The 9,333-nt window shown below is 65.4% G+C and carries 12 protein-coding genes, 1 tRNA gene and 1 pseudogene; 7 read left to right on the plus strand and 7 right to left on the minus strand.

Going from position 1 to position 9,333, the window contains the following annotated elements:
• Positions 1–576, plus strand: a 576-nt coding sequence (locus tag M3498_04345; protein MDQ3458528.1) for a lipoyl synthase, incomplete at its 5' end; no start/stop codon positions are given.
• A 101-nt stretch (positions 577–677) separates the two neighbouring features.
• Here M3498_04345 and M3498_04350 read toward each other — a convergent pair.
• The 4 genes and pseudogenes from M3498_04350 to M3498_04365 all read right to left on the minus strand — a co-directional run bounded on the left by M3498_04350 (position 678) and on the right by M3498_04365 (position 2,739).
• Positions 678–1,603, minus strand: a pseudogene (locus M3498_04350) (DUF5996 family protein).
• Complete coding sequence (locus M3498_04355; protein MDQ3458529.1) at positions 1,600–1,860, minus strand: hypothetical protein; 261 nt, start codon at positions 1,858–1,860, stop codon at positions 1,600–1,602. The pseudogene M3498_04350 and the gene M3498_04355 overlap by 4 nt, the downstream one beginning before the upstream one ends.
• Before the next feature lie 34 nt (positions 1,861–1,894).
• Positions 1,895–2,173 carry a dienelactone hydrolase family protein gene (locus M3498_04360; protein MDQ3458530.1) on the minus strand — a complete coding sequence of 93 codons (279 nt, stop codon included), beginning with the start codon at positions 2,171–2,173 and terminating at the stop codon, positions 1,895–1,897.
• 26 nt (positions 2,174–2,199) lie between these two features.
• On the minus strand, positions 2,200–2,739 hold the full coding sequence (locus M3498_04365) for an inorganic diphosphatase (protein ID MDQ3458531.1): 540 nt from the start codon (positions 2,737–2,739) through the stop codon (positions 2,200–2,202).
• A gap of 188 nt (positions 2,740–2,927) precedes the next feature.
• Between M3498_04365 and M3498_04370 the strand changes: the two genes are divergently transcribed.
• From M3498_04370 to M3498_04380, 3 genes are all read left to right on the plus strand, one after another.
• Positions 2,928–3,677, plus strand: coding sequence for a gamma-glutamyl-gamma-aminobutyrate hydrolase family protein (locus M3498_04370; GenBank protein ID MDQ3458532.1), 750 nt, complete (start codon positions 2,928–2,930; stop codon positions 3,675–3,677).
• A 68-nt stretch (positions 3,678–3,745) separates the two neighbouring features.
• Positions 3,746–3,833 (plus strand) — tRNA-Leu (locus tag M3498_04375).
• Between the two features lie 161 nt (positions 3,834–3,994).
• Positions 3,995–4,195, plus strand: coding sequence for a hypothetical protein (locus tag M3498_04380; GenBank protein ID MDQ3458533.1), 201 nt, complete (start codon positions 3,995–3,997; stop codon positions 4,193–4,195).
• On the opposite strand, the gene uvsE is transcribed toward M3498_04380, so the two are convergent.
• Positions 4,192–5,115 carry a UV DNA damage repair endonuclease UvsE gene (gene uvsE, locus M3498_04385; protein MDQ3458534.1) on the minus strand — a complete coding sequence of 308 codons (924 nt, stop codon included), beginning with the start codon at positions 5,113–5,115 and terminating at the stop codon, positions 4,192–4,194. The genes M3498_04380 and uvsE overlap by 4 nt on opposite strands.
• Before the next feature lie 146 nt (positions 5,116–5,261).
• On the opposite strand from uvsE, the gene M3498_04390 reads away from it, so the two are divergent.
• Together M3498_04390 and M3498_04395 are read left to right on the plus strand one after the other, a co-directional pair.
• Positions 5,262–6,806: a DEAD/DEAH box helicase family protein gene (locus M3498_04390; protein ID MDQ3458535.1), complete on the plus strand. Its 1,545-nt coding sequence runs from the start codon at positions 5,262–5,264 to the stop codon at positions 6,804–6,806.
• An 11-nt stretch (positions 6,807–6,817) separates the two neighbouring features.
• A complete protein-coding gene (locus tag M3498_04395) occupies positions 6,818–7,234 on the plus strand; it encodes a GNAT family N-acetyltransferase (GenBank protein MDQ3458536.1) in 417 nt (138 codons plus the stop codon).
• A 157-nt stretch (positions 7,235–7,391) separates the two neighbouring features.
• On the opposite strand, the gene M3498_04400 is transcribed toward M3498_04395, so the two are convergent.
• Positions 7,392–8,294: a sterol carrier protein domain-containing protein gene (locus M3498_04400; protein MDQ3458537.1), complete on the minus strand. Its 903-nt coding sequence runs from the start codon at positions 8,292–8,294 to the stop codon at positions 7,392–7,394.
• Positions 8,295–8,326: 32 nt separating this feature from the next.
• Positions 8,327–8,665: a GNAT family N-acetyltransferase gene (locus tag M3498_04405; GenBank protein MDQ3458538.1), complete on the minus strand. Its 339-nt coding sequence runs from the start codon at positions 8,663–8,665 to the stop codon at positions 8,327–8,329.
• A 102-nt stretch (positions 8,666–8,767) separates the two neighbouring features.
• Here M3498_04405 and M3498_04410 point away from each other — a divergent pair.
• The coding region (locus tag M3498_04410) for a helix-turn-helix domain-containing protein (GenBank protein MDQ3458539.1) at positions 8,768–9,333 on the plus strand (566 nt) is incomplete at its 3' end.

The raw sequence follows: 9,333 nt of genomic DNA on the forward strand, positions 1-9,333 counted from the left end.
ACTTCGGTGGATCGCGACGACCTGCCGGACGGCGGGGCGAGCCACTACGCCGCGGTGGTCCGCGAGATCAAGCGCCAATGTCCAGGCACGGCGGTCGAGGCTCTGACACCGGACTTCCAGGGCAGGCTCGAGCACGTACAGCTCGTCCTGGACTCCGGCGTGGTGGTCTACGCCCAGAACCTCGAGACGGTGCGGCGCCTGACCCACCCGGTGCGCGACCCCAGGGCGGGCTACGAGCAGACCCTGGAGGTTTTGGCGTACGCCAAGGGGGCCCGCCCCGACCTCCTCACCAAGACCAGCCTGATGCTCGGCTTGGGCGAAACCGAGGAGGAGATCCTGGAAGCGATGGACGATCTGCGCGCCGCGCACGTCGACATCGTCACCTTCGGCCAGTACCTGCGCCCGACGCCCTCGCACCTGCCGGTGGTGCGCTTCGTGCCGCCCGAGGACTTTGCTCGCTACCGCCGGTGGGGCCTCGACAAGGGTTTCTTGGAGGTCGTCTCCGGGCCGCTCGTGAGAAGCAGCTACCGCGCTGAAAGAGCACTCGAGAAGAACAACGTCGGCCTCGGCGGCTAACCGTTAGCCCTCACCCAAGAGCAACTGGTCCAAATTCTCTCCGAAAAGGCTTGGTAGCATCTCGTGCCGTAGGGGAAATGGGATGCGCCCGGAGCGCGAGGCTATGCCGGCGCGGCCTCGCGTTCCAGTGCGTTCCGGTCCCAACTAGCGAGATCGGCCGCCGCCTCGTAGGCGCTCTGTAAGAAGTCCAGCAGCACGGTGTCGGGTTCGTCAGCCGTCCTCACGGCCTGGTAGGGCAGGATGAACTCGCGAAGTTCCCTGTGGTAGTAGGCCGCCTCCGGCCGCACGGCGTACTCCCGGAAGCCGTCCGGCTCGGGGTAAGCGTACGAGTAGAAGGCGGCCTCGCCCAGCCCCGAGCCCGGCCAGAACCCCGCGCTCGAGACTTCGTGCGAGTACGCCTCGTGCATCACCCAGTCGGCGCAGTTCGGAGCACCGCCCGGATGCTTCGGCGCGGTCCGCCCGGAAAAGCGCGTCACGGCCAGATCAAAAGCGCCCCAGAAGAAGTGTACCGGGCTGACCTTGCCGATGAAGGGGGCGCGGAAGTCGGTGAAGACGCGGTCGGCCTGCAGCAGGGCGCGCCAGAAGCGCTCGGCCGGCTCCGGTTCGTACACCGCATGGTCTTCGTCCTCGGGAAAGGGCTGGATGGGATCGGGAATCTCGACGGGCATCGGCCAGATCCGGGTTTCGACGCCGAGTCGCCGAGGGACCGCATGGTTTTCCGGTAGAAGTCCGCCACCGACATCGGCTTCAGGGCGAAGGAGCGGTGCTCGCCCGCCGACGTCCGAATGTGCAGCCGGTGGTCGATGAAGTCGAAGTCGATCTCGAAGGCGCGGGTGCCGTGGGGGATGGAGGAGGTCGTCAGCCCACGCGCCGTGACGTAAAAGGGGACGTGCCAAGAGTGGTTGATCCACGGCGTTTGCACGAGGCGAACCTTCCCGATGACCTGCGACCAGCGGTGCAGCGTCTCGAACGTGTCCTGCCACGCCTCGAGCGGCGGCAGCTCGGGCCAGGTCTCAGCTTCTCTCATCGCCTTCTCCTCATACTGCTGGTGGCTACTGCTGGCCGAGGATGCCGGTGGCCTGCCCCACCTCGTTCTTGCGCTACTTGACGGGCGTGCCCACGAAACGCCGCCTTGATGCCTGAGTAGGTCTTGACATCGATCCCGAAAAGCGAGGCCAGAAGCGCGTCATCGAGTGCTGCTGCGCCGGGCAGGCCGGCTAAGGTTTTCTCGGGTTGGATAAACTGGATCAGGTACTCGAGTTGCGCGTGGCTGAGTTGCGTCATGGTAGACCTCCTTTAGGCCAAGTCGGCGTTGTGCTCAACGCTCAAGCGAGGTGAGCCAGCGGCGCGCCGCGCGCAGTTCCTCGTCGCTCAGGGTGTGGCCGGCGTCTTGCAGGTGCAGGGTGACGTCGGCGCCCGCTTCCTTAAAGAGGGCCGCCAGACGCTCGGCGTTTTCAACCGGCACCATCGGGTCGTGCCTCCCGGCGCCTATAAAGACTGGCACCCCGGAGAGGTCAGAAAGCGCTTCGGGCGCAAAGGGCACCACCGGCCGTAAGAGGACCGCGCCGCGGATGACGCCGGGGTGTAAGAGCATCACGCTCGAGCAGGCCGCTCTCCGCGCCCTTAGCGGCTGAGGCTCGTTTCAGGCTTCCTGAAGGCTTCGATGCCGTCCATGATGATCGCTTTGGCGTCCTCGACATCGTGCCAGCCCTCGACTACGGTCTCTTTGCCCTCGAGCTCCTTGTAGATCTCAAAAAAGTGCTCGATCTCGCGCAGGCGGTGGCTGGTCACGTCCTTTAGGGACATGTACTCCTGGTAGCGCGGATCGCCGATCGACACGGCCAGGACCTTCTGGTCGCGGCCCTTCTCGTCGCTCATCTCCAAAAAGCCGATGGGCCGGGCTTCCAGGAGCGTGCCGGGATAGATGGGCTGGTCGTTCAAGACCAAGATGTCTACCGGGTCGCCGTCCTCGGCCAAGGTGCTCGGCACGAAGCCGTAGTTGCCGGGGTAGTGCATGGGGCTGTAGAGGACGCGGTCCAGGCGGAAGACGCCGAGCTTGTCGTCGTACTCGTACTTGTTGGCGCTGCCCTTGGGCACTTCGATGATGGCGTTGACGCTGTGCGGGGCGTTGGCGCCGGGGGGCAGTTCGAGCAGGTTGTGCATGGCTTTCATAGGGTGCTCCTCATGAGGCCGAGCGGCCGTGGCAGGGATTGTCGAGTCTGCCGCCAAGGCATTGAGACGTTGCATTCTATCGCATTCGCGAGAGCCCGACGTTGTGACGCTCACCGCCTTTGGGGTTTGGAGCAGAACAGTTGCACCCTGACAACCTCCGGCTCTGTTAAGCTTCAGGGATGACGAATCCGTGCCCCCGCATCCTGCTTACCACCCGCTCCTTCTTTCACGACATGCCGCTGCGCCGCACCAGCAGCATGACCGGCCAGAACTACTCCGAGGCGGTGGTGAAGGCGGGTGGCCTGCCCTTTATGGTCGGCAACCTGGCTCCCGAGCTGGCCGAACGCTACCTGGACGGGATTGGCGGCGTGCTCTTCACGGGCGGCGGCGACATCGACCCCGCTTACTACGGCGAGGAGCCGCACACTAAGCTCGAGTACGTCGAAACGGAGCGCGACGTGTTCGAGTTCGCGCTCTACCGCGCCGCACGGGCGCGCGGGCTGCCGATCCTGGGCATCTGCCGCGGCGTGCAGCTCATGAACGTGGCTGAGGGCGGCAGCCTCCACCAGGACCTGCCCTCGCTCAGCGGCACGCTGCAACACGCCCAGTCCAACCGCGGCCCGGCGCTCTCGCACAGCGTCACGCTCGAGCCGGGGTCGCGCCTGGCGCGGGCCCTGGAGGCGACCCGCCTCAGGAGCAACTCCTTTCACCACCAGGCCGTGGACCGGCTGGGCAGCGGCCTGCGCGCCGTCGGTCGAGCGGCGGACGGCGTGGTGGAAGCGCTCGAGGGCGAAGACGAGCGCTTTCTTCTGGGCGTGCAGTGGCACCCGGAGATGAGCTACCTGGAGCACCCCGAGCACTTCGCGCCGTTCAGGCTCCTGCTGGGGGCCGTCGGCGCCAGGACACAGCCGGAGGCGGTGGTGGCCTAGGGCCGGTTTAGCCTCGTCAAGCCTTGACACCCTCTCGGCCAGGCAGTATCATCCTTTCTCGGTCACCTGCCGAGGTGGCGGAATCGGTAGACGCGCCAGCTTGAGGGGCTGGTATCCGTTTAGGATGTGTGAGTTCAAGTCTCATCCTCGGCACCACACACCAGGCACCACACAAGAGATAGCCTCACCTAAAGTCAGCCCGCCGGTTGACTTTTGTTTCGTTGACGGGCGCGCCGGAGGAGTAGACTGCCTTAGGGAGGCCAGCTATCGACAAGCTGCTCGAAGAATTAAGCGGGCTCGAGCGGGAGTTTGCACCCATGCTGGAGAGCAACGCCTACCAGCAGTTGGCCCCGAACAGCCTCTTCAAGCTGACCGTCGTCCGCTTGCGGCACTGCGTCGACGAGGCCAAGCAAGCCGGGGACGCCCGCTTGTTGCAGGAATGCATCGACGACATCAGGCGCGTCATCCGTCACGTCCAGGCCTTGCAGCGGCGGCAGGACCGGCGCGAGCCGAGCTAAGGACTCACCGGCCGAGCGGTTTGGGGTTGGTGTAGCCCCAGCAGCGCCTTGTCCTTGAGCTTGGCCTCGAGCATGAGGTCGTAAGGTTCGTCGTCGCCGATACCCGCTAGCAGCGCCACGAACTCCTCGAAGTCGGCCTGTTCGATGGTGTCGGCGTGGCTCGTCCTGCTTCCCGCTTTGAGCGACGAGAGGTGGAACTTGGGTACGCCGCCCTCCGCGCGGCCCTGCCAGGTGGCCACGACGCGCGCGAGCAGCGGCATGAGGCCCTCGCGCCAGCTCTCACCCCTGTGGTGGCACTTGTGGTGGAAGAGGTCGAAGACCATCGGCAGGCCGAGCGCTTCGCAGAGCTCCAGAACCTCGAGCGCGTGATAGACCTTGTCGTCGTTTTCCAGGATCAGCGTCGCCTGTGCCAGCGGCGAGAGCCTTACGAAGTTCTCTCTGAAGGTCGCCTTCGCCGTCGCCTTGTCGCCGTAGGCGCCGCCGACGTGCAGGGTCACCGTGCCCTGGGCCGGGTCCACGCCGCGGATGAACTGGGCGTGGTACTCGAGCTCGGCCAGCGCCGAGGCGGCCACCTCGGGCCGCGGCGAGTTGAGCACGGTGTACTGGCCGGGATGCACGGAGAGCCGGACGCCGTTTGCCGCCACGAACGCGCCTATCTCCGCGAGCCTGGCGGCGAAGGCTTCTTGCCAGACGATGGGAAAGCTGGCGTGCCCGGCGAAGGGAATGACCTCCGAGGAGACGCGAAAGAAACGGATGCCGCGTGCTAGGTTCCACTCGAGGATGCTCTCCAGGTTGTTGAGGTTGTCGGCTATGACGCCGCCGACCTTGTCCGCGGTCAGGTTGGCGAGGCGGAGCGTGTGGCCGGTGGTGCAGCCTAAGCTCAAGTTGATGCAGGCGTAGCCGAGGTGTCTTAGCTTCATGCCCAGTCATACGCACGCGAGCAGCGTGACGCAACGGGGTGCCTTACAAACACCGGGGTGACTTACAGGCACCGGGGTGACTTACAGGGGCTCGAGGGAAGGATGCAAGGCTGCTTCGCCGCTCGCGCCGCGTGTTAGCCTGGAGCGTGGCGCGGCTTTTTCCCTACCAGAGCTACCGCAGGGGCCAGCTCGAGGCCATCGAAGCGGCCAAGGCGGCCTTTGCGCGGGGCAAGCGCTTCGTGGTCTTGGAGGCGCCCACCGGCGCGGGCAAGTCGGCCATCGCCGTGACGCTAGCCCGTGAGGCGGCCAGCGCCTATGTGCTCACCGCTCAGAAGATCTTGCAGGAGCAGTACCTGCGCGACTTTCCCGACCTCGCGCTGATGAAAGGCCGGGGCAACTACCCCTGCCTGGTCGTCCACACCCACGCCGCCGCCGCGCCTTGCCTCATCGGGCGCAAGTTTCCGCAGTGCGACGACTGTCCCTACTTCGTCGCCAAGGACGACGCCATGGCCGCCAGCGGCGTCATCATGAACTACGCCTACTACTTGGCCGAGCTCAACTACGCCGGGGGCTTCGGGCCGCGCGAACTGCTGGTGCTCGACGAGGCGCACAACGCCGAGGCGTCCTTGATGGGCTTTATCGAGTTGACTCTCTCGGAGTGGGCGCTGGCCCGGGTTGGCCTGGCCGAGCCCATCCCCCACGTGATCGACGACTTCGAGTACTTCGAGTTCGCCGCCGAGCTCCTGCCCAAGGTGATGAAGCGCGGCAAGGAGCTCGAGAGCGTGTTAAAACAGGACAAGCTCCCCAGCGACGTCGCCCTGGCGCAGATGCAGAACAAGCAGTGGCTGGACGGCCAGCTCGCGCGGCTCAGGCTGCTCGAGTACAGCCGCGAGGAAAACGACGTCGAGTGGGTGGTCGAGCGCCGGGTCACGAGGGACGGCCAAGCGCTCGTTTTCAAGCCGGTGACGGTGGCGTCGTTCGCCGAGGACTTCCTCTTCGGCTTCGGTGAAAAGGTCTTGATGCTCTCGGCGACCATCCTCGATCCGCCCACCTATCTGCGCAGCCTGGGCATTCCTTTGGAGGCCGCCGAGATCATCCGCGTCGCCTCGGACTTCCCGCCCGAGCACCGGCCCATCTACCCGCGGCCGGTGGCGCGCATGACGCGCTTTCACCAGGAAAAGGACCTGCCCAAGCTCGTCGCGGAGATTGCCGACCTCTTCGACTCGCACCCGGGCGACAAGGGCCTCATCCACAGCCACACCTACAAGATTGCCGCCTATATCGCCCGCAACCTGCCCGCGAAGCACCAGGGGCGCCTCGTCACCCACTACAGCAGCGAGGGCCGCGACGAGGCGCTCGCGCAGCACAGCCGCAGCCCCGAGCCGACGGTGCTCTTGACGCCCAGCATGACCGAGGGTATCGACTTAGCGGGCGACCTCTCGCGCTGGCAGGTCATCTGCAAGGTGCCCTATCCCTTTTTGGGCGACTCGCAGGTGGCGCGGCGCAAGGCTCTAGACGCCGCCTGGTACGACTGGCGCACCTGCTTGACGGTGGTCCAGGCCTATGGCCGCAGCGTCAGAAGCCGCGACGACTTTGCCGTCACCTACGTGCTCGACGCCGAGTTCGGCAGTTTCCTCAAGCGACAGAGCAAGCGCTTGCCGGAGTGGTTTTTGGAGGCGGTGCAAGAGTAGGGGCCAAGGGAATGGCAGACGTTCATTTTGCCGTCAACGATCCGGATCTCGATGCCAGGGCAGTCAATGCGCTTTACGCCGCCGTCGGTTGGAACGCCGTGGGACAGCGGACGGTGGAGAAGACGCGTCAAATGCTCCAGATGTCGGCGTGTCATGTGACGGCTCGGACCGGGGGTGAACTGGTCGGCTTTGGTCGTATCCTCGCTGACCCGTACACGGCTCAACTCCTGGACCTCATGATCCACCCGGCTTTCCAAAGGCGGGGCGTCGCCTCGGGCATTTTGCAGAGGCTTCTTGCGTTTGCCGAAGGCAAATACCTGGGCGTCTACCTCATCGACGGAAGCGGCCTGGTAGGTTTTTATGAGCATTTCGGCTTCGAAGCTGCCAATCCGGTTACGGATCGGCTCATGTACTGGTCAAATTTATGATCGATGAGAGCTGGTACGGACGGCCGCCGGACCTATCTGAACGCCTATCGGTCGGCGGTGTGGTGGTCAGGCTCGAGGCCGGTCGTTTTCTTCGCCCTGGTGCGGGAGATGGACCTTCCCGGTTATGTTTTGCCCAAGGGCGGCCTCGAGGCGGGCGCTATGCTCGCCTTCCAGCAGTCGCCGCTCCTCTTCCGCCCTCTTGCGCTCGCTGATGTCCACAAAGGCGGCGACCGCCCCCCGCACCCTGGCGAAGGCGAGCGCTAGAAATAGTCCGCCCTGGGCATAAACACCGGCCGCCCTCCCGAGAGCGCGGCGAGCGCCCTAAGCGGCTCCGGCTCGCCGCTGGCAGCCCGCTTCTCAGGGCGGCTCCGGCCGTGAGGCCGCCCATCAGCAGTGCGGCCTGGCCGCGCACGTCGATGTCCACGTCGGGGCTCTGCGCCCAGGGCTTGAGGTCCAGGTGGCCCCGCGAGAACTCGAGCAGGGTCGTGGTGTTGTTCCAGGCGCAAAAGTCGTCGTGGACGCGCAGCGAAAAGCGCGCCCCGGTCGTGGGCGAGAGCGCCGCCAGGGCGTGCTTGACGTCCACGACGCGCGCCTGGACGTTGTGGTGGTTGGGCCGCATGAAGGGCTGGCCGTCGGCGGCGAGCGGGTCGTCGCTGGGCAGGTGAAGGTGAACCACCCCGGCCTGGCCTGAGAAGAGGCTCAAGAAGGCCAAGAGGTTCTTGCGTCCCTCGGGCCCCGCAAAGGCGTAATCGACGACGGTGAGCTCGGTCTCGCCGTCCTTGCGCGCGAGCTCGATGACGCAGTAGGCGCCGTCGAGCTCGTAGACGGGCCTAGGGCGCGTCTCCCAGGGCCGCTGGACTACCTCGCCAAAGGGGCGCGCGGCCTTGGGGCCGCGGGCGAGCGGGCCGTTGTAGTGCGCCGCCCAGAGGCGGTGCAGCGGCTCCAAGCGCTCCGCCGCCGCCTCGGCCTCCAGCCGCCGGGCCTCGACATGGCGCGGCTTGGGCAGCCGTTCCAGCGGCAGGCTGACGAAGAGGCCGTTCATGAGGCTCTGCCAGCCCATGCGGCCTTAGTAGCGCGGGTCGAAGGGGTACTCTAAGCAAAAGCCGACGCCGTCCGCCTTGAGCTCCTCCAAGAGGTGGTGCAGGAGCGCCCGCACGTGCCCGCGGCGGCGGAACTCGGCCGCCGACTGTACCCTGGCCAGCCCCCCATCTCGACGAGCTTGCCGCCCAGGTACATCTCGAAGGGCAGCAGCGAGGCGGAGCTGCTCAACAGGTCGCCGACGAACAGGCCCCGCCGGTAGGGCAGGAGGCGCTCGTGGACCGCGCGCAGGTTCTGGTCGTCCGGGTCGCTGGTGTCGAGAAAGCTGATCTCGCGCATCCTATAGAGTTGCGGCAGGTCGTCCGCGCCCAGACGCCGGATGACGCCGTCCATAGGTGAGGCCCACTAGTAGTCCGTCAAGGAATATTTGGCAGATGGAGGGCAAAGCGGGTACGCTGATGCTGTTGTAAAGCCACATGGAAAAGAGGCATAAGGATGGGCAAACGCTACGTTGTGACCATGACCAAGGCTGAGCGCGGCACGCTGGAGGAACTCATAGGGACAGGCAAAGCCGCGGCACGCAAGTTCACCTATGCTCGTATCCTGTTGAAGGCCGACCAGAGTTGCAACGGGCCAGGCTGGGAAGACAAGCAGATTGGTGAGGCCTTGGAGGTGAGCGTTTCTACGGTTGAGCGGGTGCGCCGACGGTTTATCGAAGAAGGCTTGCAGGCAGCGCTTCATCGCCGCCCCTCATCAAGCGCGCGGCAGCGGAAAGTAGATGGTGTACAAGAGGCTCAGCTGATCGCCTTGGCTTGCAGCAAGCCACCTGAAGGAAGGGCAGTCTGGTCGCTGCGGCTGTTGGCGGACAAGCTGGTGGCGCTTGAGCATATCGACAGCGTGTCGCATGAGACCGTTCGGCAGGTGCTAAAAAAAACTACGGCGGCAAAGTTAGCTGGAGCCAGTCAGCTTCAAGCTGTGCCAGGTAAGCGTCAGGGTGTTGACGGAAGCGGCGTTGCAGGGTTCGGGTTTGGCGACGTTGGTCGAGTTCTTGGCGCAAGTCA

The sequence above is a fragment of the Deinococcota bacterium genome, from assembly GCA_030858465.1.
In the GTDB taxonomy this organism is placed as follows: domain Bacteria; phylum Deinococcota; class Deinococci; order Deinococcales; family Trueperaceae; genus JALZLY01.